The organism is Stenotrophomonas sp. SMYL11 (genome assembly GCF_036320005.1).
Classification (GTDB): domain Bacteria; phylum Pseudomonadota; class Gammaproteobacteria; order Xanthomonadales; family Xanthomonadaceae; genus Stenotrophomonas; species Stenotrophomonas maltophilia_A.
The window spans coordinates 268,374-292,168 of the sequence record NZ_JAWIRS010000001.1 but is presented as its reverse complement, the minus strand read 5'-3'; the positions used below and the strand labels follow the sequence as shown (position 1 = coordinate 292,168).

24 protein-coding genes and 1 pseudogene are annotated in these 23,795 nt (G+C 66.7%); 17 read left to right on the top strand and 8 right to left on the bottom strand.

Translation table 11 applies throughout. The annotated features are described in order from the left end of the window. Positions 1–25: 25 nt before the first annotated feature. From V3B46_RS01350 to V3B46_RS01335, 4 genes are read right to left on the bottom strand one after another with little or no spacing between them, the layout of a single operon-like run. On the bottom strand, positions 26–475 hold the full coding sequence (locus V3B46_RS01350; RefSeq protein ID WP_329890918.1) for a DUF2894 domain-containing protein: 450 nt from the start codon (positions 473–475) through the stop codon (positions 26–28). Continuing rightward, a complete protein-coding gene (locus V3B46_RS01345; RefSeq protein WP_329890917.1) occupies positions 393–1,031 on the bottom strand; it encodes an OmpA family protein in 639 nt (212 codons plus the stop codon). The genes V3B46_RS01350 and V3B46_RS01345 overlap by 83 nt, the downstream gene beginning before the upstream one ends. Beyond that, the gene (locus V3B46_RS01340) at positions 1,028–3,292 is read right to left on the bottom strand and encodes a DUF802 domain-containing protein (RefSeq protein WP_329890916.1); all 2,265 of its coding nucleotides are present in this window, start codon (positions 3,290–3,292) and stop codon (positions 1,028–1,030) included. The genes V3B46_RS01345 and V3B46_RS01340 overlap by 4 nt, the downstream gene beginning before the upstream one ends. 10 nt (positions 3,293–3,302) lie before the next feature. Beyond that, positions 3,303–3,956, bottom strand: a complete 654-nt coding sequence (locus V3B46_RS01335; protein WP_262082389.1) for a DUF3348 domain-containing protein — start codon at positions 3,954–3,956, stop codon at positions 3,303–3,305. A 145-nt stretch (positions 3,957–4,101) separates the two neighbouring features. On the opposite strand from V3B46_RS01335, the gene V3B46_RS01330 reads away from it, so the two are divergent. After that, a complete protein-coding gene (locus V3B46_RS01330) occupies positions 4,102–5,022 on the top strand; it encodes a M14 family metallopeptidase (RefSeq protein ID WP_329890915.1) in 921 nt (306 codons plus the stop codon). Between the two features lie 49 nt (positions 5,023–5,071). Here the strand turns inward: V3B46_RS01330 and V3B46_RS01325 are convergent, their stop codons facing one another. Beyond that, positions 5,072–5,464, bottom strand: coding sequence for a diacylglycerol kinase (locus V3B46_RS01325; RefSeq protein WP_329890914.1), 393 nt, complete (start codon positions 5,462–5,464; stop codon positions 5,072–5,074). Positions 5,465–5,546: 82 nt separating this feature from the next. Beyond that, positions 5,547–5,924, bottom strand: coding sequence for a hypothetical protein (locus V3B46_RS01320; RefSeq protein WP_329890913.1), 378 nt, complete (start codon positions 5,922–5,924; stop codon positions 5,547–5,549). A 56-nt stretch (positions 5,925–5,980) separates the two neighbouring features. Here V3B46_RS01320 and V3B46_RS01315 point away from each other — a divergent pair. The 3 genes and pseudogenes from V3B46_RS01315 to V3B46_RS01305 form a co-directional block, all read left to right on the top strand. Further along, positions 5,981–7,258, top strand: a pseudogene (locus tag V3B46_RS01315) (RHS repeat-associated core domain-containing protein); the annotation flags it as partial. A gap of 440 nt (positions 7,259–7,698) precedes the next feature. Further along, a complete protein-coding gene (locus tag V3B46_RS01310; protein WP_157804622.1) occupies positions 7,699–8,076 on the top strand; it encodes a hypothetical protein in 378 nt (125 codons plus the stop codon). 208 nt (positions 8,077–8,284) lie between these two features. Continuing rightward, complete coding sequence (locus tag V3B46_RS01305) at positions 8,285–8,620, top strand: DUF6984 family protein (RefSeq protein WP_262226772.1); 336 nt, start codon at positions 8,285–8,287, stop codon at positions 8,618–8,620. 45 nt (positions 8,621–8,665) lie between these two features. Here V3B46_RS01305 and V3B46_RS01300 read toward each other — a convergent pair whose 3' ends face one another. Continuing rightward, positions 8,666–9,040, bottom strand: coding sequence for a hypothetical protein (locus tag V3B46_RS01300; RefSeq protein ID WP_262082397.1), 375 nt, complete (start codon positions 9,038–9,040; stop codon positions 8,666–8,668). A gap of 569 nt (positions 9,041–9,609) precedes the next feature. On the opposite strand from V3B46_RS01300, the gene V3B46_RS01295 reads away from it, so the two are divergent. Beyond that, positions 9,610–9,939 carry a hypothetical protein gene (locus V3B46_RS01295; RefSeq protein WP_005416862.1) on the top strand — a complete coding sequence of 110 codons (330 nt, stop codon included), beginning with the start codon at positions 9,610–9,612 and terminating at the stop codon, positions 9,937–9,939. On the opposite strand, the gene V3B46_RS01290 is transcribed toward V3B46_RS01295, so the two are convergent. Beyond that, a complete protein-coding gene (locus V3B46_RS01290; RefSeq protein ID WP_329890912.1) occupies positions 9,933–10,337 on the bottom strand; it encodes a ribonucleotide reductase subunit alpha in 405 nt (134 codons plus the stop codon). The two genes, V3B46_RS01295 and V3B46_RS01290, sit on opposite strands and share 7 nt — an antisense overlap. Before the next feature lie 194 nt (positions 10,338–10,531). Here V3B46_RS01290 and moaA point away from each other — a divergent pair, with 194 nt between their 5' ends. From moaA to narI, 12 genes are all read left to right on the top strand, one after another. Beyond that, a complete protein-coding gene (gene moaA / locus V3B46_RS01285) occupies positions 10,532–11,512 on the top strand; it encodes a GTP 3',8-cyclase MoaA (protein WP_329890911.1) in 981 nt (326 codons plus the stop codon). 8 nt (positions 11,513–11,520) lie between these two features. Then, positions 11,521–12,516, top strand: a complete 996-nt coding sequence (moaCB, locus tag V3B46_RS01280) for a bifunctional molybdenum cofactor biosynthesis protein MoaC/MoaB (protein WP_100472846.1) — start codon at positions 11,521–11,523, stop codon at positions 12,514–12,516. Beyond that, positions 12,516–13,769, top strand: coding sequence for a molybdopterin molybdotransferase MoeA (locus tag V3B46_RS01275; RefSeq protein WP_329890910.1), 1,254 nt, complete (start codon positions 12,516–12,518; stop codon positions 13,767–13,769). Before moaCB ends, V3B46_RS01275 begins: the two co-directional genes overlap by 1 nt. After that, the gene (locus tag V3B46_RS01270; RefSeq protein ID WP_049423015.1) at positions 13,769–14,029 is read left to right on the top strand and encodes a MoaD/ThiS family protein; all 261 of its coding nucleotides are present in this window, start codon (positions 13,769–13,771) and stop codon (positions 14,027–14,029) included. Before V3B46_RS01275 ends, V3B46_RS01270 begins: the two co-directional genes overlap by 1 nt. A gap of 3 nt (positions 14,030–14,032) precedes the next feature. Continuing rightward, positions 14,033–14,533 (top strand): molybdenum cofactor biosynthesis protein MoaE, encoded by a 501-nt coding sequence (locus V3B46_RS01265; protein WP_049439038.1) that lies wholly within the window; start codon positions 14,033–14,035, stop codon positions 14,531–14,533. A gap of 36 nt (positions 14,534–14,569) precedes the next feature. Next, a complete protein-coding gene (gene mobA, locus V3B46_RS01260) occupies positions 14,570–15,112 on the top strand; it encodes a molybdenum cofactor guanylyltransferase (RefSeq protein WP_049439037.1) in 543 nt (180 codons plus the stop codon). Continuing rightward, complete coding sequence (locus V3B46_RS01255; protein WP_049439036.1) at positions 15,109–15,474, top strand: DUF7009 family protein; 366 nt, start codon at positions 15,109–15,111, stop codon at positions 15,472–15,474. The genes mobA and V3B46_RS01255 overlap by 4 nt, the downstream gene beginning before the upstream one ends. A gap of 145 nt (positions 15,475–15,619) precedes the next feature. Continuing rightward, complete coding sequence (locus V3B46_RS01250; RefSeq protein ID WP_329890909.1) at positions 15,620–17,038, top strand: NarK family nitrate/nitrite MFS transporter; 1,419 nt, start codon at positions 15,620–15,622, stop codon at positions 17,036–17,038. A 72-nt stretch (positions 17,039–17,110) separates the two neighbouring features. After that, entirely contained in the window at positions 17,111–20,866 is a 3,756-nt protein-coding gene (locus V3B46_RS01245) for a nitrate reductase subunit alpha (protein ID WP_329890908.1), read from the top strand. After that, entirely contained in the window at positions 20,866–22,410 is a 1,545-nt protein-coding gene (gene narH, locus V3B46_RS01240) for a nitrate reductase subunit beta (protein ID WP_329890907.1), read from the top strand. Before V3B46_RS01245 ends, narH begins: the two co-directional genes overlap by 1 nt. After that, positions 22,410–23,090 (top strand): nitrate reductase molybdenum cofactor assembly chaperone, encoded by a 681-nt coding sequence (gene narJ, locus V3B46_RS01235; protein ID WP_065723459.1) that lies wholly within the window; start codon positions 22,410–22,412, stop codon positions 23,088–23,090. The genes narH and narJ overlap by 1 nt, the downstream gene beginning before the upstream one ends. Next, complete coding sequence (narI, locus tag V3B46_RS01230) at positions 23,087–23,794, top strand: respiratory nitrate reductase subunit gamma (RefSeq protein WP_010485313.1); 708 nt, start codon at positions 23,087–23,089, stop codon at positions 23,792–23,794. Before narJ ends, narI begins: the two co-directional genes overlap by 4 nt. The last annotated feature ends 1 nt before the right edge of the window (position 23,795 follow it).

Genomic DNA, 23,795 nt, shown 5'->3' with positions numbered 1-23,795 from the left:
GAGCGAGGTCGGCGTCGACGTGCGATCAACCCGCGTTGCGCGGCTTGCGCGTGCGTTTCGGCTTCGGGGTATCACCGCCGCTGGCGGCGCCATCCTGCAATGCCTGCAGCCAGGACAGGGTATCCACGTAGTCGATGAAGTGGCGCAGGTAACCGGGGCTGGTCGCCTGCATCGTGTCCAGCATGCGCTGCACAAGCACCGCCGAGTTCAGCGGGCCGCCGTCGGCGGGCGCTTCGGTGCGCAACGAGCGGCGCACCTGCAGTTCGCTGCGCAGTTCCGACCACTCGCGCTGCACCTGCTGCAGCATCGGCACCTGCGGGTAATGCGGCAGCGAGCGCGACCCCGCATCGAGGTCGCGCACCAGTGCGCGCAGGCCCTCCAGTGCGGGCGGCTTACTTGGCATCCGCGGCCTTGGGCTTGGGAATCGGCGCGATTTCCACGCGCCGGTTGCGCGCGCGGCCGTCTTCGCTGGCATTGGAGCTGACCGGCTGCTCGCTGCCGAACGCGGCGGCGAACACCGCGTCGGCCGGTACGCCATCGGCAATCAACGTGCGGGTCACGGTCAGCGATCTCTGCGCGGACAGCTCCCAGTTATCGGCGAAACGGCGGTTGCCTTCGCGCACCGGCGCGTCATCGGTGAAGCCGCTGACCATCAGGATTTCTTCGCGGCTGCCCAGGTAGGCGGCCAGCGGCGCGGCCAGGCTGCGCAGCAGCTCCTGGCCTTCCGGCTGCAATTGGTCGGAGTTCAGCGCGAACAACACGCTGCCGCTGATACCGATGCGGCCATCGATCAGGGTGACGCGACCGGCGGCCAGTGGGCCGGCCAGCGCCTGTTCCAGTGTCTGCAGGCGCTTGGCTTCGGCCTGGCGCTGCTTCACTTCCTGGTCCAGCCGCTGCGACAGCTCCAGCTGCACGGCAACCACGCCGACCAGGATCAGCACGAACGCACCCAGCAACACCGACATCAGGTCGCCGAAGGCGGCCCAGATCGGGGCGTGCGAACCGCCATCGACCTCCAGCTCGTCGCTCATGCGCTGCCGGCCTTGGCGCGGCGCGCAGCCAGCTGCTGCAGTTCTTCCATCACCTGCTTCTGCGACAGCAGGCTGAGGTCGACCACCTCGCGCGCCTGTGCCACGTAGTAGGCCAGCTGTTCGTCGCTGCGGGCCAGCGAGGCATCCAGCGCGCCGCCGATCTGTTCCAGGCGGCTGGACAGTTCGGTGGAGGCGCTGCCGAACTGCGCGACCGCGTCACCGAAGGCGCCAGCCAGCTGGCCGACGTCGCCGGCGCTGCCGCTGAGCGCTGCGGCAATGCCATCCAGCTTGCCGGTCTCGGCGGCAATATGGTCGGTGAAGCGATTGCCGACGCGTTCCAGCAGCTCAGCCGAACCGCCGACCAGGGCGTCCACCGCGGTGCGCTGCTCGTGCGAAGCGTGGTTGATTGCATCCAGCAGGGTCTGCACGGTGGCCAGCAGGCGGCCGCGCTCTTCCAGCATCGCGTTGTCGCGCACCAGGCTCTCGGACAGCGTGCTGCGCAGCTCGTTGATGACGTCGGCGGCGGCCTTCGGCGCAGCGGCGGCGGTCTGCAGCAGGGTGGACACTTCGGCCAGCGTGGCGCTGGCCTGGGCGCGACCGTTCTCGCCGATCTGCTGCGCGGTTGCCGCCAGCGTGTCGCAGACCTGCTGCTGCTGCGCGGCCAGGCGTTCGCCGTTGGCCTGCAGGCGCTCGGCCAGATCGGTGGAAACGTGCTGCAGGGCATCGCTCCAGCGCTGCAGGCGCTGTTCGTCGCCGGCCTGCAGCTGGGCCTGCAGCGCGGCGTGGGCCTGCTGCAGTTCGGCACTGACCGCATCCCAGCGCGCCTGGCGCTGCTGCTCGCGGCTGTCCAGGCTGGCCTGCAGTTCGGCGTGCGCGGCGGCGGCGGCGGCCTGCGCGGCCTGCCACTGCTGCGAACGCTGCAGTTCGTGATCCTGCAGCAACGCCTGGCTGGCGCTGTGGTGTTGTTCCAGTGCCTGCAGCAGCGCCTGCGCACGCGCGTCCAGATGCTCGCTGGCGGCCAGCAACGCCTGCTGCTGGCGTTCGACCAGCGCGGTATTCAGTGCCTGCTGCTGTTCGGCGGCGGCGCGCCAGGCCTCGGCATTGCCGCTGGCATCGGCCTGCAGGCGCTCGCCGATGCGCGCGACCAGTGCTTCGGCGTGCGTGCCCTGGCCATCGCTGAAGGCCTGCAGGTGCTGGCGCAGATCACTCACCAGCGCCTGTTGTGCCTGGGTCTGCTCGCTCACCACCTTGGCCCAGCTGGCCTCGGTGGCGACGCGGCTGCGCTCGAAACCGTCGCTCAGTCCAGACAACTGCTGCTGCACCGCCTGCTCGACACGGGTGTGCAGTGCTTCGCCGTGACGGGCCAGGCCAGCCAGGGTGGTTTCGGCCATCGGCTGCAGCGCGCCACCGATGGCAGCGGCGCTGGCCTCGGCACCTTCGCGCAGCGACTGCTGCAGCGAGACGGCCAGGCGTTCCTGCAGCGCCTGGCTCTGGGCCAGGAACTCGGCCTGGCCGGCCAGCAGGCGCTCATTGGCGACCGCACTGTGCTGTTCGAAGGTGCTGGTCATCGCCTGCAGGCGGTCGACCAGCGCCGGCAGCGCGGCGGACTGTGCCTGCAGCAGGCGCAGCGATTCAGCGCGCTGCCACGCCTGGGAGTACGGGTGCAGGTCGCCGGCAATGGCACGGTCCAGCTGCTGCACGGCCTGCAGGCGGTCACGGCGCAGCAGCGCGGCCAGCAGGCCGAGCATGGCCGAGCTGGCCACACCGGCGATCGAGGTGCCGAATGCCACCGCCAGGCCTTGGACCGGCGACGCCAGCGAGCCGCGGATGGCGGCCATGTCGGTCGCGCTCTGCAGGGCCAGGCCGGTGCCACGCAGGGTGTCCATCATGCCCAGCAGGGTGCCGAGCATGCCCAGCAGCACCAACAGGCCAACCAGGTACGGGGTCAGCACCGGCGCGGGCAGGGCGGTGCGCTCGCCTTCCACGCGCAGGCGCACCGCGTTGCGCAGGCCCACCGGCACGCGTTCCAGCCAGGGGGCAAGGCTCTCCTTCGCGCTGGACAGGTCACTCAGTGCGCTGCGCAGGCCGTTGCTGGCCTGGCGGTAGCGGTACAGCTCCACGCCACCGGCGATGTAGCAGGCCGCGATGATCGCCGCCACCGCTGCACCCAGCGGATGCACCGAAACGTAGCCAATGCCGATCCAGCACACGGCCAGCAGGCCGACAAGGAAGACAACGACATGGAAAGCAGTTCTGGACATGGTGTTCCGGTCAGTGGGAGCGCAGGGCGTCTTGCAGCCCTTCGATCGGGTGGAAGCGCAGCTGCAGCTCGGCGAGCAGCAGTGTGCGCATGTCATGGCGGAAGGCCGCGCGCCAGCCGGGCTGGCCGTGCACGCGTTCAAAACGGGCGCCGAGCACCGCCGGCGCAGTGGCCAGCAGGCTGTGCTCGCGCGGGGTGAGGGTCTGCTCCATCACTGCGTCGACCTCGGCCAGCCGTGCCAGCTCGGGTGAAACCTGCACCAGCTGGTCGCGCAGGCGGCCGCGCAGGCGCCCGGTGGCGGTCTGGATGGCCTGCTGCAGCACCCGGTAGCGCTGGCGCAGCGAGGCGAAATTGGGTGCGGCGGCGGCTTCGGCCAAGTCGAGCAGGCGTTCGGCCTCGGCATCTTCACGGATCGAGGCCAGCAGGCTGGCATGAGCCTGCGCGCAGTCGTCCAGCACATCCTCGGCCGCTTCGGCGGCCTCACCCGGCTCGGGCAGGCGTCCGCCGAGCGCGCCGGACAGGGCCACGGCACGGCTCCAGTCCACCCACTGGCCGAGGCGATCGGTCAGGGCGGGACTGCTGGCCGGCATCGCGCCGTCGCTGAGACGGGCGAGCAGGCGGAGGAATTCCGGTCCACCCAGGACCGGCTGCGCTGCTTTCGCCATCAAGGGGTGAGGGGCCAAAAACCGCTGATTTTACAACCAGATGACCCGGCCTGGATGAAGGCGGGGCCGGGGGGAGGGCACCCGCAGGCGCGACAGGGCTTAGAATGTCCGGCTGCACCCATCCGTTCGACCCCTGGAGTACCCAATGACTGTTGCGCAGTTCTACCCGATCGGCACCCCCGGACAGCCCTGGGGCGACGCGGAACGCGCACAGTGGCGGGCCCGCCAGCAGCGCCAGCGCAGCTACCACGACGATGTAGTGGCCGCGCTTGAACGCCTGGACGACAGCTTCGATGTGATCCAGTACGGCCAGCTGGACTATGCGCCGGACCATTACCCGCTGTTCGCCGTGGTCAACCACGACTGGAACCCGGCGCTGCCGACCGCGCTGATCACCGGCGGCGTGCATGGCTACGAGACCAGCGGCGTGCATGGCGCCCTGCAGTTCCTGGAGCAGCAGGCCGAGCGTTACCTGGGCCGGTTGAACCTGATCGTGGCACCGTGCGTCAGCCCGTGGGGCTACGAGCGCATCCAGCGCTGGAACCCGGATGCCATCGACCCGAACCGCAGCTTCCGTGACGGCGGCCAGATCGAGGAAGCCGCCGCGCTGATGCGCTGGGTGGCCGAGCGCAAGCCGAACCTGCTGGTGCACCTGGACCTGCACGAGACCACCGACAGCGACCTGCACGAGTTCGATCCGGCGCGCTGCGCCCGCGACGGCAAGCCGTTCGAGCGCGACACCATTCCGGATGGCTTCTACGTGATCGGCAACAGCGAAGATCCGCAGGCCGAGTTCCAGAAGGCCCTGATCGCCGCAGTGGCGCCCATCACCCACATCGCCCCGGCCGACGCCGAAGGCAACCTGGTCGGCCTGCCGCTGCAGTCGCCGGGCGTGGTCTGGGGCGAGTCGCGCTCGATCGGCGCCTGCGCCGGCTTCACCGACGCGCGCTTTGCCACCACCACCGAGGTTTACCCGGACAGCCCGCGCACCAACCCGCAGGAATGCAACGACGCCCAGGTGGCGGCGGTATGCGCGGGCCTGGATTTCGCCCTGGCCACGCAGTAATACCTCCGCCCAGGGGCGCGCCGGGTCATGCCCAGCGGCTCGGCGTGAGCTAGCCCAGCAGGATCACGCCCCACACCGTGCCGACCATCAGCAGTGAGGTGGTCTGTGCGGCGCTGCCCATGTCCTTGGCGTTCTTCGACAGTGGGTGGTGGTCAAGCGAGATGCGGTCGACCACCGCTTCGATGGCCGAGTTGAGCAGTTCCACCAGCAGGCTGATGAAGCAGACTGCCAGCACCACGGCGCGTTCGACCCGGCTGATGTCCAGCAGGAACGCGGTGGCGATCAGCAGTGCATGCAGCAGCAACAGCTGCCTAAAGGCTGCTTCGCCACGGAAGGTGGCGATGAAGCCATCGCGCGAATGGATCAGCGTATGGAAGATGCGGGCAAGCCCGGTCTTGCCGTGCGGGTACTTGCCGCTGTCCCTGGGGTGAGGTGGCTGCATGCCGCTCCTGCCATGAATTGACCTCACGACAGGATGTGCAGGCGGGCGTCGGGAAAGCGTCGGACGCCCGTTGGATTTTCCTTCAGCCGGCCTGGCGCTGCGCCTGGATGGCCTGGTCGAGGGCATCCAGATCATCCGTCGGCGAGGCCAGCCATGCCGGGTACGCCTCGGTCTCCACGAAGTCGGAGGATCGCAGTACATCATCGAAGGCAGGATTGTCCTTCTCCGCATGACGCAGCAGGCCGGACATCAACACGCAGATGCGGACGGCGGCCTGGAAGGCGCCCTGCAACGAACCGGCCGGCTCGGTGACCGTGTTGAGGAAGGCCGCATAGGCCGGGCCATCGAACACGAATTCCTCGCGGTTCTTGAACGCTTCGCCACTGAGGTTCGTCTCTCCCGAGTTATGGCGGGAGAAGCCCCACGACCAGATGTCGAGGAAGCGCAGGTCATCCAGCATCCGGCGCGCATCGCCATTCAGTGGAACGGCACCGGACAGGGCGTGCTCCAGCGTGGCGCCTGGGGCAGGTGCTGCATGCCAATGGCAGCACCCAGTACTGCCACGATCGCTTCGGCCAGGTGACCCGCAAGGTACAGACCGTCAACGGCGTTGCCGGCACGCTGCGCTACGCCTACAGCAAGTCGGGTCGCCTGACCGCGTTGACCTACCCCGACGGCAGCGTGGCCGACTACGTGCGTGATATCCAGGGCCGCATCAGCCAGATCGGCCTGACCCGGCCCGGCCAGGCGCGCCAGATCGTGGTGAACAACGTGACCTATGCAGCCTTCGGTCCGGCGACCGGCTGGACCTACGGCAATGGCCGCCAGCTGCAGCGTCCGTTGGACCTGGACTATCGACCGCAAGCGGTGCACGACCCGGCCGCGGGCGGCCTGTCGCTGGGCTACGGCTATGATCCGGTCGGTTCGATCACCGAGCTGAAGAACGGCACAGGCTCGACGGTGCTGGCCAAGTACGCTTACGACACGCTGGGCCGCCTGACCCAGACCCAGGACGGTACGACCGGCACGCCGATCGAAACCTATGCCTACGACGCCACCGGCAATCGCACTTCGCTGACTACCTCGGCAGGCACCGCCAGCTACACCTATCCCGCAACCAGCCACCGGCTGACCGCAGTGGATGGCGAAGCGCGCAACCATGACGCGGTGGGCAACACCACCAGCATCGGCGGCAAGACGTTCACCTACAGCGATGCCAACCGCATGAACGCGGTGAAGCAGGGCAATTCCGTACTGGAAAGCTACGCCTACAACCATCGCGGCGAGCGCATGCTGCGCAGCCCGGCCGGTGGCGCTGCACAGATCACCTTGTATGACGAGGCGGGGCAGTGGCTGGGCAACTACTCGGCCACAGGCCAGGCGCAGCAGCAGGCCATCTGGCTGGACAACTATCCGGTAGCGCTGATCAATGTGCCGGCTACCGGCGTGCCTGAACTGGCCTACGTGCAGCCGGATCATCTGGGCACGCCGCGCGTGGTGATCGATCCGGTACGGAATGTCTCGATCTGGGAGTGGAGCAACAAGAGCGAGGTGTTCGGCAACCAGATTCCGAGTGCAGACCCGGACGGCGATGGTGTGGCGTTCGAGCTGGCGCTGCGCTTCCCGGGCCAGCAGGCGACGGATGCGAGTGGGTTGTTCTACAACTACCAGCGCGAGTACGACCCGGCGGTGGGGCGGTATTCTCAGAGTGATCCGATTGGGTTGATGGGCGGTGTGAGCACTTACGCGTATGCGCGTGGGTACCCAGTAGCCGCACTTGATCCGCTGGGACTTGATACGCTGGTCATCGACTCCGGAGCGGTTGATGGCAATCCTTTTGGCCACATAGCCATAGCTACATCAAGCGGAGGCGTGTTCAGCTACGGTACTGTCCATCCCTACGGAGGGAGTACCTACGAATACTTGAAGTCCCAAGTGAAAGATAGATTTGTTCAGATTGTTAGACTTCGTACTACGCCCCAGCAAGAGGCTGCGATCGCAGCAGAGATGAGGAAGCATAATCCGGGCAACTATTCTGTTATTTCCAATAACTGCGCAACAGCAGTGGACAGTTCTTTGGAGGCTGCCGGAGTGGCTATATCGAGCGGCCATATCCATCCGGGATTTGTCTATGCACACGCGTTGGCTAGTCCATTGCGAATCGGCACTTCCCTCATTCTTCGGGGTGGCGGGATCCCCCCGGAACTTCAGAACTTCGACGGAAAGAATGGGCCGTGAAATTCATTTATATATTAATATTTGCGATTCTCGTGGGCGTCGCGATCTGGTTCTTTAGGGGGCTTTCCAGAGGGGAGCTCGCAGATAAACCTGTTTATGCCTCTCTACAAGCGGCGGAGCTGCAATTCAGAGGCAAGCCGGGACCGGGCCTGATTTATGACGAGACTGGGGGGCATCTGCTGGCCGGATTTTCAGTGGGACCACAAAAAAGAGTGTGGGTTGCACTAAACTCCAGGAAGCATAATGGAGATCTTCTGACGGTTCCCGAGCATGGGGAGGCTAAGATTCCTTGCGGGCTTGTCGATCAGCTGGCATCGTCCAATATCGGCGATTCTGACGTGAAGACTGCTTTGGCAGTTTCATGCATAAAGTGATGTGGTCCGACGCTTCTGCCAAGGGGCGCCTCGGGCAAGTGCCGCATTCCAAAGGCAGCACCCAGGACTGCCCTGACCGCTTCGACCGGTCACCTGCAGTGTTTCCGTCTCGAAACCAGCTTGACTGGAAGCGTCATTCTCATCTACGCCAGGACATGGCGGATCGAGCATCTGCCGATGGCGGATGCAGTGCCCTGAAGGACATCCCGTGCCCAGATTCCTCACCCCCGACGAGGTTTCTCTCATCCACAGGCTGCTGCCTGAGACGACCGAGCTGTCCGAACGGTTGTTGAAGGATCTTGCGCTCGCCCAGGTGGAGGACGTAGAGGTCGTCGGATTCGGGGGCGTGGTGTTCCTGTCCAGCACGACCCAGCTCTTCGGCAGTGACGTTGCTACGGCCATGCTTGCCGATGCCGATGGCGTGCCGGTGAGAGTCACCCTGTGCCTGGATAATCACGATCAGCTCTTCGAGCTGGAACTGTGCAAGGTGGACTTCTCGCCGATCATCGGCGTCGATCTGAGAAGCGCTTTCAGGGAGCATTGACGCCTGTTGAAAGCGTTCCTCGCTGAAGGCCGTTGCGCCTGGCGTTCACCCGTCGGGCTGCAACCGCCCCGCCGCCTGCGCGCACAACGACTGACAGGCCATGACCAATCCCTCCATCACCCGGTCGCCCACGTACTGCTCGGGTTCGCCGTTCTGGCGGGTGCGTTCGGCCGCCAGCAGCAGTTCCAGCACTACCCGCAACCCGCTCAACGCGCAATCGGCATCGGCCAGGGCCAGGCAGCGCCCGGGCAGCTGATGCCGCTCCCGCCAGGGTTGGCCATCGGCCGCCGCACCGACGCCGATGCGATGGAGGTTGGCAATGAAGGTGTTCCTGTCCACTGCGGGCACAGCCTGTGGCGAACCGTCGTCGTGGGCGGTGCTGCGGTAGGCGTGCAGATGCGGGAAGTCCGATTCGTTCATGGCAAGGCTCCGTGCAGGGCAATCGGTAGCCGCCACTCATAAAAGCGGCGGACGGTACGTGGTTCGAACACCGGGTTGATGTCAGTCCGGCGGGCCCGAAGGCCCCCACGCACCGCCCGCCATAGCCGGCAGACGGATTGCCAGCCGGCGCCACGCTAAGGTGACGCCGGCTGGCAAGCGCATACATCAACATCAACTCGGGTGTTCGAAGCCCGGCCACCCTTTTCCGGTGGCACGCCATCTGAGCCCCTGGCGCTGTGCAATGCCAATCAGAAGAGTTGCAAACATCGTTCGATTGGAGACGCTTTCGGCATTCTCCCACGCTGTTAAGCACCGCCAGCGCGGGCTGGCGCGGTGATCCGCCCGAACCGTGCAATCTGCGACAGGTGTCGAGGTTGGGAAGCGGGAGGGAGCGAGTGGGGAGGGGCGATGGCGACAGGTTCCGCGCGAGGCTGAGTCGAGCCTGGCCGGGCCCCAGCAGCGCCAAAGCGTGACGTGCGACTCGGGTTGACGTTCCCAGCCACCAAGCGCAGGCTTGTTCAGCACGTTTCCTAACCAGAAGGAGACTTATGACCGCGACCGCTTCGCTGCACCCAACCCCCGACACCCAGGGCCGTTCCCGCCTCTGGAGTGTGTTCTGGCTGCAGGGCGTCATTCCCAGCAACATTCTGTGGGCGGTAGCCCTCTGGGCCCTGGCCAACCAGCGCACCACGCTGCTGCTGGGGGTATTTGCCGTGCTGCTGCTCTATACCGGCTGGATCATCCCGGCGGTGTGGCGGGCGGCGCCCACCGCGCACAACCCCAACCTGGGCGTAGCCGCGCGTGGGCTGACCGTCGCCTGGGGGCTGAACACCGTGCTGGTGATCTTCTTCCTGACCCTGCAGCTGGTGGCTCAATAGAACTGAACGGGCTCGCCGCCACGGTCGAAGGCGGCGAAGCGGCCGATCTGACCGTCATGGATGGCGTTGACCATCAGCTGCAGCGGGCGCGCGGCTTCGTCGCTGTTGGGCGCGAAACCGGCGCGGCCGTCCAGCGCCGCCACGAAGACCAGGTCCCAGTCGATGCCGGTGGTGGTCGATTCGGTGGCCAGCGCCTGGAAGCTGGGCACCTCGGCCGGCAGCTTGTCCACGCACAGCACCGGCGAGAGGGTGCCGCCCTCGCGACGGTCATGCCGGTCGAGCTGGTCGCTGGTGGGCGATTCGGGCAGCTCGGCGCGCACGAATACGAACAGCAAGCGTTGCGGTTCAGCCTGCTGGCCTGCGGCGTGCAGCAGCTGCTGGAAATCGTTCATCATCATGAGGGTTGTCACACGCCTACTGCACGGAAAGCCGCATGCTGCCACAACGCCTGCCGCGCGGGGCCGAACGCGATTGATTTAAGTCATGCCCATGGAACTGACAGCCGCGTACTCTGGCAATCGTTCCAGCAGGCGAGGGTATCCGGGCCGTTCCGGGCACAGGCAAGACGGTGGAGCAACAAGGTGGACCAGCCATGAGCCAACTCACCGACGGTTTCGGACGCAGCTTTCCGTACCTGCGCCTGTCGTTGACCGAAGCCTGCAACTTCCGTTGCAGTTACTGCCTGCCCGACGGTTACCAGGCCGATGGCCGCCCGCGCTTCCTGCAGGTGGATGAAATCGCGCGGCTGGTGCGTGCATTTGCCGCGCTGGGCATGAGCAAGATCCGCCTGACCGGCGGCGAGCCCAGCCTGCGCAAGGACCTGGACGAGATCATCGCCACCGTGGCGGCAGTGCCGGGCATCCGCAAGGTGGCCATCACCACCAATGGCACGCTGCTGCCGCGTCGCCTGCCGGGCTGGCACCGTGCCGGCCTGACCGCGCTGAACGTGAGCATGGACAGCCTGCAGCGCGAACGCTTCAGGACCATCACCGGGCATGACCGCCTGCCGGAGATCGAACAGGGCCTGGCGCTGGCGCAGGCACTGGGCCTGCCCGCGATCAAGCTCAACGCGGTACTGCTGCGTGGCCTGAACGACGACGAGCTGCCGCAGTGGATGGACTACCTGCGCGACCGCCCCTTCAGCGTGCGCTTCATCGAACTGATGCGCACCGGCGACAACGAAGCCTATTTCCAGCGCCACCACCTGCGCGCCGACCTGGTGATCGAGCAGCTGCTGGCCGCCGGCTGGCACGAGCGTCCGCGCGCGGCCGATGCCGGCCCAGCGCGGGAGTTCGGCCACCCTGACCATCGCGGCAGCATCGGCATCATCGCCCCGTATTCGCGTGACTTCTGCAAGGGCTGCAACCGCCTGCGGGTAACCGCCAAGGGCGATCTTCGGCTGTGCCTGTTCGGCGAGTTCGGCGTGCCGCTGCGCCCGCTGCTGCAGCGCGACGACGACCACGACGCGCTGCTGGCACGCATCACCACACAGCTTGGCCTGAAAGCGGCCGGGCATGGACTGCACCAGGGCCAGACCGGGCTGACCCCGCACCTGGCCTCCATCGGAGGATGAGCAACACGATGAGTGGGGAATTGAATGCGGCCTTCCACATGGCCGATGTCCGCGACAAGCGCATCACCCGCCGCCGTGCGGTGGCGGTGGGCGAGCTGCATGCCGGCCCGGTGGCCTATCCGCTGATCGTCGAGCGCCGCCTGCCCAAGGGCGATGCGCTGGTGATGGCCGAAATTGCCGGCCTGCAGGGCGCCAAGATGGCCTCGATGCTGATGCCGCTGTGCCACCCGCTGCCGCTGGAACTGGTGCAGGTGTTCTGCGCGCCGGTACCGGAACGGCAGGCGATCCGCGTGTGGTGCGAGTGCGCCAGCGAGGCGCGCACCGGCGTGGAGATGGAGGCGCTGGCTGGCGTCAACGCGGCGCTGCTGACCCTGTACGACCTGAGCAAGCCGGTGGAACCGGCCCTGCGCATCGAAGGCATCCGCCTGCTGTTCAAGGAAGGCGGCAAGCGCGGTGTATGGCTGCACCCGGACGGCATGGACGATGCCGAGCGCGCGCGCTTCAAGCCGCGTGCGCCGAAGGGCCTGGCGGGCGCGGCCTGTGCGGTGATCACGCTGAGCGATCGCGCCAGCGAGGGCACCTATGAAGATGTGTCTGGCCCGACCCTGGTGAGCGGCGTGAAGAAGCTGGGTGGTGAGGTCGTGGCCGCGGAGGTGTTGCCCGATGGCATCGAGCCATTGGCGGGCCGCCTGCAGGCGTTGGCCGCCGATGGCGTGCGCCTGTGCCTGTGCACCGGCGGTACCGGGCTGGGCCCGCGTGACCTGACCCCGGAGGCGCTGCGTTCCTTGAACGCACGGCCGGTGCATGGCCTGGCGCAGATGGTGCGGGCACTGAGCGCACAGCACACGCCGATGGCCTGGCTGAGCCGCGCCGAAGTGGTGCAGCTGGGCAATATGCTGGTGTTCGCAATGCCCGGCAGCCCGAAGGCGGCGGCGCAGTGCCTGGACATCCTGGCGCCGGTACTGGGCCACGCCCTGGCGATGGTCGATGGTGGTGGCCACTGATGATTGCCTACAGCGAAGCCCTGCAGCACCTGCTGGACGCGGCCACGCCGCTGCCGGCCGAGCACCTGCCGTTGCATGCGGCTGCAGGCCGTACCCTGGCCAGTGACATCCACAGTGCGCAGTCGCTGCCGCCGTTCGACAATTCGGCGATGGACGGCTTCGCGCTGCGCGCCAACGGCGCGACGTTCGAAGCTGGTACCGAATTCGCGGTGCAGGGCTGGCAGGCGGCCGGCGATGCCGGTGCCGAAGGCGGCGAGGGTGCCTGGGAAATCATGACCGGCGCGCGCATGCCGGTTGGGCTGGATACGGTGGTGCCGGTCGAGAACGTGGAGGTCCTCGCCAGCGAAGATGGACGCCCGACCCGCATCGCCCTGAAGGGCACGGTGAAGCCGGGCCAGAACGTGCGGCTGCGCGGCCAGGATGTGAGCGATGGCGAGCGCGTGCTGCAGGCTGGGCAGGTACTGGACATCAACGCGCGCACCCTGCTGCATGCCATCGGCGAGGGCGAGGTGGCGGTGGTGGCGCGGCCGAAGGCGGCGGTGATCGCCACCGGCAAGGAGCTGGTGACCGAGGCGGCGCAGACGCTGGAATCCGGCCAGATCCGTGACAGCAACCGACCGTACCTGGTCGGCCGCCTGCAGGCCGCCGGTGCCGAAGTGGTGTGGCAGGGCACCGTGGGCGATGACGTGGCCGCGTTCAATGCGGTGCTGGATGACGCGCTGGCTGCCGGCGCGCAGCTGCTGATCAGCACGGGCGCGGTGTCGGCCGGCCGCTACGATTTCGTTCCCGATGCGCTGCGTGGTCGTGGCGCTCGCATCGTGTTCCACAAGGTGGCAATCCGCCCGGGCAAGCCGCTGTTGTTCGCGGTGCTGCCCAATGGCGCGCTGTATTTCGGCCTGCCCGGCAACCCGGTCTCGGCCGCCGTGGGCCAGCGCTTCTTCGTCGAGCCGGTGCTGCGCCGCCTGCTGGGGCTGGCACCGGAACCCGTGTTGCAGCTGCCGCTGCAGGCCGACGTGCGCACGCCGCCGGGCCTGCGCTTCCATGCGCGGGCGCGAGTGGAAGTGGACGGTCAGGGGCGCCTGAGTGCGCGCGTGCTGTCCGGGCAGGAGTCATTCCGTTTGATGTCCATGCTGCAGGCCAACGCCTGGGTGGTGCTGGAGGCCGAGGGCGACCTGGCCACCGCTGGCACACCGGTGCGGGTACAGGGCTGGGGTCACCATGACCCGGTGCAGCTGGCGAGCCAGGAGTCATGATGAAACAGGTGAATCTGCAGTTGTTCGGTGCGTTTTCCGATCTGGATGCCAGCCGCGAAATCGCGGTGGAGGTGGCCGGTGGCACCGTGGCCGACCTGCGCCAGGCGCTGCGCGAGCTGCTGCCGGTGCGTTGGCCGGACTTCCGTGCCGGCCTGCTGGATTATTCGGCGTTCGCCGACCAGCAACGCGTGCTGCGTGACCACGAGGCGCTGCCCGACGATGGCCGGGTGGCGATCCTGCCGCCGGTAAGCGGGGGCTGAGCGATGAGCGAGAAGATCATCGCCAAGGTGGTGGACCGCGCGCAGGCAGCGATCGATCCGGCCGAGGGCATCGCGGCGGTGTCTGATGCGGGTTTCGGTGGCATCGATGTGTTCATCGGCAAGGTGCGCGACGTCAACATCGGCCGGCCGGTGACCGGGATCACCTACGATCTGTTCGAACCGTTGGTGTTGAACGAGTTCAAGCGACTGGCGGCGGAGGTCGAGGCCACGTTCGGGCCGAAGCTGAAGCTGTACGTGGCGCACGCCAGGGGTCGGCTCGGCATTGGCGATGTGGCGGTGGTGGTGGCCGCAGGCAGCCCGCACCGTGACGAGGCGTTCCGTGCCTGCCGGCAGTTGATCGAGGTGGTGAAGCACCAGTGCCCGATCTGGAAGCAGGAACATTACGAGGACGGCGACAGCGAGTGGAGCGAGGGCTGCAGCCTGTGCCACGCGGACAACGAACCCGCACACGGCCATGACCACGCGCACGATCACCGGCATTGATGCCGCCGCAGCCACGCATGGCGTGGCTCCACTGCGATGAGCATCAACGGCATCGTGCTGGCCGGGGGCCTGTCCAGCCGGATGGGGCGCGACAAGGCGCTGCTGCCGTGGCAGGGGCGCACGCTGCTGGAACACATGCGGGGCCTGTTGATGCAGGCGGGCGCGCGCGAGGTCTGGGTCAGCGGCAATTACCCGGCGTTCGGCGCCGTGCCGGACCGAGTGGCACGTTGCGGGCCGCTGGGTGGGCTCTACAGCGTGGCGATGCGCATGCCCGATGGCCCGGCGTGGGTGGTGCCGGTGGACACGCCGTTGCTGGCGCCGCAGCTGCTGCAACGGCTGGCGGCAGAGCGGCAGGGGGCATGCACGATCTTTGACGGGCATCCCTTTCCCATGCTGCTGAATGTGGACAATGCCACTCGTAGCGTGCTGGCCGCGATGCTGGATGATGCGCAGGGGCAGCGCTCGGTACAGGCCTTCCAGCGTCGCCTGCAGATGCACGTGCTGGCGCTGGAAAGCGTTGACGAAGCCTGCCTGGTCAACTGCAATACCCCCGAACAATGGGAGGATGTTGCGTCATGAAAGTGCAGTTGCAGGACCAATCGGTACGGCTTCGCCTGGATGAGGCCGAACTGGCGCGCCTGCTGGCCGGCGAATCGGTCGAGAACATGACCCGCTTCGGCGGTATCGAAGGCTGGGGCATGGCGGTCTCGCTGCATGGCGGCGAGCAGCCCGTGCTGCTGGACGGTGGCACCTTCTGCCGCCTGGTGCTGCCACGTTCGGCCGTTGAGGCCTTGGCGGCGCGGCTGCCGTGCCGTGATGGCCTGCCGTTCGACATTGCCCTGGAAGATGGCGGCCAGCTTCAGCTGCAGTTCGATGTGGACGTGCGTGACAGCGTGCGCCAGCGCGGGGTGACCCGCCGCAACACCGCTTCATCGGTTTGACATTTGTCAGGGGCAGGCTGGAAACCGGCCCCTGATTGATCCAGATCAACCCCGTCGTCCGTGCTGCACGGCCTAATGGCTGCATGACGACGGGTCACAACTTGAAACGCAGTACCCACGTCATTCCACAGCCTTGGAGCCATGTATGACCGTCGGTAGCGATCCTGTTGTCCGCAGCACTGTCCGTCCGGGTCGCGTCATCAGCGACTGGACGCCGGAGGACCCCGGCTACTGGGAGCGCACCGGCAAGCGGGTCGCCACCCGCAACCTGGTCATCTCGATCCCCTCGCTGCTGCTGGCCTTCTCGGTCTGGGTGCTGTTCTCGGCGGTGTCGATCAGCCTGCCGAAGATCGGCTTCAACTTCAGTACCGACCAGCTGTTCTGGCTGGTAGCGCTGCCCAGCCTGTCCGGCGCCACCCTGCGCATCTTCTATTCATTCGTGATTCCGATCTTCGGCGGCCGCCGCTGGACCGCGCTGTCGACCGCGTCGTTGCTGGCGCCGACGCTCTGGCTCGGCTTTGCGGTGCAGGACCCGACCACGCCCTACTGGGTGTTCGTGGCCATCGCGATCCTGTGTGGCTTCGGTGGCGCGAACTTCTCGTCGTCGATGTCCAACATCTCCTTCTTCTACCCCAAGCAGAAGCAGGGCCTGGCGCTGGGCCTGAACGCCGGCCTGGGCAACGTGGGCGTGTCGGTGGCGCAGGCGGTGATTCCGCTGGTCATCACCGTGGGCGTGTTCGGTGCGCTGGGTGGTGCGCCGCAGCCCACGGTGGAGGGTGGGGCGCCGCTGTTCCTGCAGAACGCCGGCTTCATCTGGGTGCCGGCCATCGCGCTGTGCGCCATCGCGGCCTGGTTCGGCATGAACGACCTGACCAGCGCCCGCTCGTCGTTCTCCGAACAGGCGGTGATCTTCCGCCGCAAGCACAACTGGCTGATGTGCTGGTTGTACATCGGCACCTTCGGCTCCTACATCGGCTTTTCGGCCGGCTTCCCGATGCTGGTGAAGAGCCAGTTCCCGGATGTGAACCCGCTGGCCTACGCCTTCATCGGCCCGCTGCTGGGGGCACTGATGCGCTCGGTGGGCGGCAGCATGGCCGACCGCTGGGGTGGCGCACGCCTGACCTTCTGGGTGTTCGCGCTGATGATCGCGGCGGTGTTCGGCGTGCTGCACTTCCTGCCCAGCGATGGCCAAGGCGGCAACTTCCATGGCTTCCTGCTCAGCTTCATGGCGCTGTTCGTGCTCAGTGGCATCGGCAACGGCACCACCTTCCGCATGATCCCGGTGATCTTCCGCACCCTGCACGAGCGCTGGTCGGCCAACGACAACGCCGAGGGCAAGGTGGCTGCTGCCCACCAGGCCAGCATCGAATCGGCCGCGGTGGTCGGCTTCTCCGGTGCGATCGGTGCCTACGGCGGCTTCTTCATTCCCAAGAGCTACGGCTCATCCATCACCTTGACCGGCAGCCCCGACATGGCGCTGTACGGATTCGTTGTTTTCTACGTCACCTGCCTGGCCGTGACCTGGTGGTGGTACTACCGGCGCGGTGCCGAGACACCCTGCTGACGACATGAAAACGCACCGCAGCCAGATGACACACACAGCCACGATGCCGATGTCCGCAAAGGGAGACCCCCGATGAGTTATTTCCTCGATCGCTTGCAGTTCTTCAAGCGTGACCCCCAGACCTTTGCCGATGGCCACGGATTCGCCAAGAGCGAAGGCCGTGACTGGGAAAACAGCTACCGCGCCCGCTGGCAGTACGACAAGATCGTGCGTTCCACCCACGGCGTGAACTGCACGGGTTCGTGCAGCTGGAAGATCTACGTCAAGAACGGCCTGGTCACCTGGGAAACCCAGCAGACCGACTACCCGCGCACGCGCCCGGACCTGCCCAACCATGAACCGCGTGGCTGCCCGCGTGGCGCCAGCTATTCCTGGTACCTGTACAGCGCCAACCGGCTGAAGTACCCGCTGATCCGCGGCACGCTGCTGCGTCTGTGGCGCGAAGCGCGCAAGAGCAAGGGCCCGGTCGACGCCTGGGCCAGCATCGTGGAGGACAAGGAGAAGGCGCGCTCGTACAAGACCCGCCGCGGCATGGGCGGCTTCGTGCGCCTGCAGTGGGAAGAGGCCAACGAGATCATCGCCGCCTCCAACCTGTACACGGTGAAGCAGTATGGCCCGGACCGCGTGGTCGGCTTCTCGCCGATTCCGGCGATGTCGATGGTCTCCTACGCCGCCGGCGCGCGCTACCTGTCGCTGCTGGGCGGCGCCTGCCTGTCCTTCTATGACTGGTACTGCGACCTGCCGCCGGCCTCGCCGCAGATCTGGGGCGAGCAGACCGACGTGCCCGAATCGGCCGACTGGTACAACAGCCGCTACATCATCGCCTGGGGCTCGAACGTGCCGCAGACGCGCACGCCCGATGCGCACTTCTTCACCGAGGCGCGCTACAACGGCACCAAGACGGTGGCGATCTGCCCGGACTATTCCGAGCTGGCCAAGCTGACCGACCATTGGCTGCACCCCAAGCAGGGCACCGACGCGGCACTGGCCTTCGCCTTCGGCCATGTGATCCTGCGCGAGTTCCACGTCGATTCGCCCTCGCAGTACTTCCAGGACTACTGCCGCCAGTACTCGGACATGCCGATGCTGGTGCGCCTGGAACGCCGCGACGATGGCCGCCTGGTGCCGGGCCGTTTCCTGCGTGCCAGTGAACTGGGCGGGCTGGGCGAAGCCAACAACCCGGACTGGAAGACGCTGGCCTATGACGAGACCAGCGGCCAGATCGTGGTGCCCAACGGCTCGATCGGCTTCCGCTGGGGCGAGAAGGGCAAGTGGAACATCGAGGAGAAGGAAAGCAAGGGCGCCGAGACACGCCTGCGCCTGAGCCTGGCTGATGGCCATGAGGGCATCGAGGCGGTGAGCTTCCCGTACTTTGGTGGCATCGAGACCGACGGCTGGACTGCCGCGCCGGCCGACGACGTGCTTGAGCGCCACATCCCGGTGCGTCGCCTGGCGCTGGCCGACGGTGGCCAGACCCTGGTGGCCACGGTCTACGACCTGCTGCTGGCCCAGTACGGCGTGGACCGTGGCTTTGGCGGCGGCAACGTGGCATCGAGCTTCGACGAGATGGTGCCGGGCACCCCGGCCTGGCAGGAGCGCATCACCGGCGTGCCGCGTGCCGAGGTGATCGAGATCGCCCGCGAGTTCGCGCGTACCGCCGACAAGACCCATGGCCGCTCGATGATCATCGTCGGCGCGGGCATGAACCACTGGTTCCACAACGACATGAACTACCGCGGCCTGATCAACATGCTGATCATGTGCGGTTGCGTGGGCCAGACCGGTGGCGGCTGGGCGCACTACGTGGGCCAGGAGAAGCTGCGCCCGCAGACCGGCTGGCAGCCGCTGGCGTTCGGCCTGGACTGGAGCCGCCCGCCGCGCCACATGAACGGCACGTCGTTCTTCTACTTCAACACCGGGCAGTGGCGCTACGAGAAGCTGCAGGTGGATGAGCTGCTCTCGCCGCTGGCAGATGCCAGCAAGTACAGCGGCAGCCTGGCCGACCTGAACCTGCGCGCGGTGCGCATGGGCTGGCTGCCGTGTGCCCCGCAGCTGGACCGCAACCCGCTGCAGTTGGCACGCGAGGCCGAAGCGGCCGGCGTGGCCCCGGCCGACTATGCGCTGGGCAAGTTCAAGGACGGTTCGCTGGACTTCGCCTTCGCCGACCCGGACGCCAGCCAGAACCACCCTCGCATGATGTTCATCTGGCGCTCGAACCTGCTGGGTTCCTCGGGCAAGGGCCACGAGTACATGCTGCGGCATCTGCTGGGGACGCGCCACGGGCTGCAGGGCAAGGACCTGGGCGAGATGGGTGCGATCAAGCCGGAGGAAGTGAGGTGGCGTGACGAGGCACCGGAAGGCAAGCTGGACCTGCTGGTCACGCTCGACTTCCGCATGTGCACCACCGCGCTGTACTCGGACATCGTGCTGCCGACCGCGACCTGGTACGAGAAGGACGACCTCAACACCTCGGACATGCACCCGTTCATCCACCCGCTGTCGAAGGCGGTGGACCCGGCGTGGGAATCGCGCAGCGACTGGGAGATCTTCAAGGAGGTCGCCCGCACGGTGAGCGAGATGGCGCCGGGCGTGCTGGGCGTGGAGAAGGATCTGGTGCTGGTGCCGACCCTGCACGACACCCCCAACGAGCTGGGCATGCCGTTCGGCGTGGCCGACTGGAAGAAGGGCGAGTGCGAGGCCATCCCGGGCCAGACCATGCCGTCGATGACAGTGGTGGAGCGCGACTACCCGAACCTGTACCGCAAGTTCACCTCGCTGGGCCCGCTGCTGGACAAGCTGGGCAACGGCGGCAAGGGCATGAGCTGGGACACGAAGCATGAAGTCGAATTCCTCGGCAAGCTCAACCACACCGTGCACGACGAAGGTGTCAGCCAGGGGCGTCCGGCCATTTCGACCGCGATCGACGCGGCCGAGGTGATCCTGCACCTGGCACCGGAAACCAATGGCCACGTCGCAGTGAAGGCGTGGGAGTCGCTGGGCACCTTCACCGGCCGCGAGCACACCCACCTGGCGGTGGGCAAGGAGCACGAGGCGATCCGCTTCCGTGACATCCAGGCGCAGCCGCGCAAGATCATTTCCTCGCCGATCTGGTCGGGCCTGGAGGACGACAACGTCAGCTACAACGCCGGCTATACCAACGTGCACGAACTGATTCCGTGGCGCACGGTGACCGGCCGCCAGCAGTTCTACCAGGACCACGAGTGGATGATCGACTTCGGCGAGGCCTTCATGGGCTACCGGCCGCCGGTCAACACGCGCACGGTGGAGCCGCTGCTGAACCAGCGCCCGAACGGCAACAAGGAGATCGTGCTGAACTGGATCACGCCACACCAGAAGTGGGGCATCCACAGCACCTACAGCGACAACCTGATCATGCAGACGCTGTCGCGCGGCGGACCCATCGTGTGGATCAGCGAGGACGACGCGCGCAGCGCCGGCATCGTCGACAACGACTGGATCGAGCTGTTCAACGTGAACGGTGCGATTGCCGCGCGTGCGGTGGTCAGCCAGCGCGTGATGCCGGGCATGGCGATGATGTACCACGCCCAGGAACGCATCATCAACGTGCCGGGCTCGGAGATTTCCGGGACCCGCGGTGGCATCCACAACTCGGTGACCCGCATCGTGCTCAAGCCCACCCACATGATCGGCGGCTACGCGCAGCTGGCGTACGGCTTCAACTACTACGGCACCTGCGGTACCAACCGCGACGAGTTCGTGATCGTGCGCAAGATGGACAAGATCGATTGGCTGGACGATGAACAGCCCGCTGGTGCTTCGGCATCGGCCAGCAAGGAGGTGGTGTGATGAAGGTCCGTGCACAGATCGCGATGGTGCTGAACCTGGACAAGTGCATCGGCTGCCATACCTGCTCGATCACCTGCAAGAACGTCTGGACCTCGCGCGAGGGCGTCGAGTACGCCTGGTTCAACAACGTGGAAACCAAGCCGGGCATCGGCTACCCGAAGGAATGGGAGAACCAGGACAAGTGGAACGGCGGCTGGGTGCGCACCCGCGCCGGCAAGCTGGTGCCGCGTGCCGGTGGCCGCTGGCGCATGCTGGCCAAGATCTTCGCCAACCCGGACCTGCCGCAGATCGACGACTACTACGAGCCGTTTGATTTCGACTACCAGAACCTGCACACCGCCAAGGACAGCCAGCACCAGCCCACCGCGCGGCCGCGCTCGCTGATCAGTGGCGAGCGCATGCAGAAGATCGAGTGGGGCCCGAACTGGGAGGAAATCCTGGGCTCGGAGTTCAGCAAGCGCTCGCGCGACTACAACTTCGACCAGGTGCAGAAGGAGATCTACGGCGCCTTCGAGAAGACTTTCATGATGTACCTGCCGCGCCTGTGCGAGCACTGCCTGAACCCGGCGTGCGTGTCGGCGTGCCCCTCGGGTGCGATCTACAAGCGCGAAGAAGATGGCATCGTGCTGATCGACCAGGACAAGTGCCGCGGCTGGCGCATGTGCGTGTCGGCCTGCCCATACAAGAAGATCTACTACAACTGGAAGAGCGGCAAGTCCGAGAAGTGCATCTTCTGCTACCCGCGCATCGAGATGGGTGAGCCGACGGTGTGCTCGGAGACCTGCGTGGGCCGCATCCGCTACCTGGGCGTGATGCTGTACGACGCCGACCGCATCGCCGAGGCCGCTTCGGTGGCCGCCGAGAAGGACCTTTACCAGGCCCACCTGGACATCTTCCTGGACCCTAACGACCCGGCGGTGATCGCCGCCGCGCGCAAGGAAGGCATCCCGGACAGCTGGCTGGACGCGGCCAAGCAGTCGCCGGTGTACAAGCTGGCGATCGACTGGAAGCTGGCGCTGCCGCTGCACCCGGAATACCGCACGCTGCCGATGGTCTGGTACGTGCCGCCGTTGTCGCCGATCCAGTCAGCCGCCGAGCGTGGCCGCGTGGGCATGAGCGGCGAACTGCCGGACGTGGCGTCACTGCGCATTCCGATGCGCTACCTGGCCAACCTGCTGACGGCCGGTGACGAGGCGCCGGTGGTGCGCGCGCTGGAACGGCTGATGGCCATGCGCGCCTGGCGCCGGGCCAAGAACGTGGACGGCGTGGAAGACACCGCCGTGCTGGAACAGACCGGGTTGAGCATCGCCCAGGTGGAAGAGATGTACCGCTACCTGGCCATCGCCAACTATGAGGACCGTTTCGTGATTCCCACCGGCCACCGCGAATACGCCAACGATGCCTTCGGCGAGCGCGGCGGCTGCGGCTTCACCTTCGGCAACGGCTGCAGTGGTGACAGCCCGGCCGACCTGTTCGGCCAGCGCAAGACCACTACCTTCGTGGTTGACAAGGGGCCGAACCACCGCCGCAAGGAGGTGGTGTGATGAGCGTGCTCAAGCTGGTCGGGGTGTTGCTGGACTACCCCCGTGAAGAACTGTGGCAGCACGGCGAGGAACTGCTCGCCGCCTGCGACGACCCGGCACTTGGCGCCGCCCGCCGCCAGCAGCTGCGCAGCTTCGTGCAGCAGCTGCTGGCCACCGATGCGCTGGATGCGCAGGCGGCGTGGCTGGCCAGTTTCGACCGTGGCCGCTCGATGAGCCTGCTGCTGTTCGAGCACATCCATGGCGAGTCGCGCGACCGTGGCCAGGCGATGGTCGATCTGGTCGAGACCTACCGCCGCAACGGCTTCGAGCTGGATGCACGCGAGCTGCCGGACTACCTGCCGCTGCTGCTGGAGTTCCTGGCCCATCGCCCCGGCAGCGAGGCCCGCGAGTGGTTGCACCACATCGGCCATATCGCCGGGATGCTGGCGGCGCGTGCGGCCGAGCGCGAGCTGCCGCACCGGGTGCTGTTCGAGATCCTGGTCGAAGCCGGCGACGGCAAGGCCGATCTGCAGGCGCTGCGCCAGCGTGCCAGCGAGGAAGTCCGCGACGATACCGCCGAGGCCATGGACCGCTTGTGGGAGGAGGAGGCGGTGCGCTTCGGTGCCGAAGCCCCCGCTGAAGACTGCAAGCCGCCCGTGCGTTCGCCGGCCCGTCCTTCGCATCGAGAGGTCCAGCCATGAGTTACTCCCTGCATCAATTCGCCTTCCAGTACTACCCGTACATCGCCGTGGCGGTGCTGCTGATCGGCAGCTGGGCGCGCTATGACAAGGCCATGTACACCTGGCGCACCGGCTCCAGCCAGATGCTGTCGGACAAGGGCATGCGTATCGGCAGCAACTGCTTCCACATCGGCATCCTGGCCATCCTCGGTGGCCATCTGGTCGGCCTGCTGACCCCGCACGCGGTGTACGAGCACTTCATCACCTCCTCGCAGAAGCAGATGTTGGCGATGGTGGTCGGCGGCGTGTTCGGCGCGCTGTGCTTCATCGGCATCAGCATCCTGCTGGTACGCCGCCTGTTCAATGCGCGCGTACGGGCCACCGGCAGCTTCGGCGATACCCTGGTGCTGGTGCTGCTGTTCGCCCAGCTGTGCCTGGGCCTGTACAGCATCCGCATCTCGTCCGGCCACCTTGATGGTGGGGTGATGGTGCAGCTGGCCGAATGGGCGCAGCACATTGTGACCTTCCGCGCCGGTGCCGCCGATTACATCGAGGGCGTCAGCTGGGTCTACAAGATGCATATCTTCCTGGGCCTGACCCTGTTCCTGATCGCGCCGTTCACTCGCCTGGTGCACGTGTGGAGCATTCCGATCAGCTACCTGTGGAGGCCGTACCAGGTGGTGCGCCGCCGCCAGGCCACGCTGCGCTACGGTCCGCGGGAGTAAA